The 361-nt window shown below is 46.5% G+C and carries 1 protein-coding gene; it reads right to left on the reverse strand.

Annotated elements, in window-relative coordinates; genetic code table 11:
- Positions 1-361 (reverse strand): BREX system Lon protease-like protein BrxL (locus B4G81_RS11340; protein WP_294082587.1); only part of this gene is annotated, 361 nt, incomplete at both ends.

Here is a 361-nt window from a genome sequence, read left to right on the forward strand (position 1 = left end):
AGCCCCTTTGATAAAAGCATCGGGTATTGATTCGAAAAGATGCGTATTCTTGAGCATGTAGGGAACCGTGTGTTTCGTATTGCCAATAAAAGCCATGGAAGCGGTGGCTTCATGTGTAGCTCCACCCCTGTTGAAAGATTTATTGGCCAGGTAATTTTGCATGGTCTCAATCATGGTAGGGTCGATCTTCTTACCCGGTTGGTGTTCGTACTCGTCCCATGTAACAACATCCCAATAGCCTATCAAGCCAAGGATTTCCTTGTTTCCGGAATGTTTCACAAATAGGCGTGCTGAGGTCACATCTCCCCCTGAAACCAACACCCCGTTAGGAGATAGCTCCTGAAAGATGTGAGTCTTACCC

The organism is Proteiniphilum sp. UBA5384, assembly GCF_002410825.1.
Taxonomy (GTDB): Bacteria; Bacteroidota; Bacteroidia; order Bacteroidales; family Dysgonomonadaceae; genus Proteiniphilum.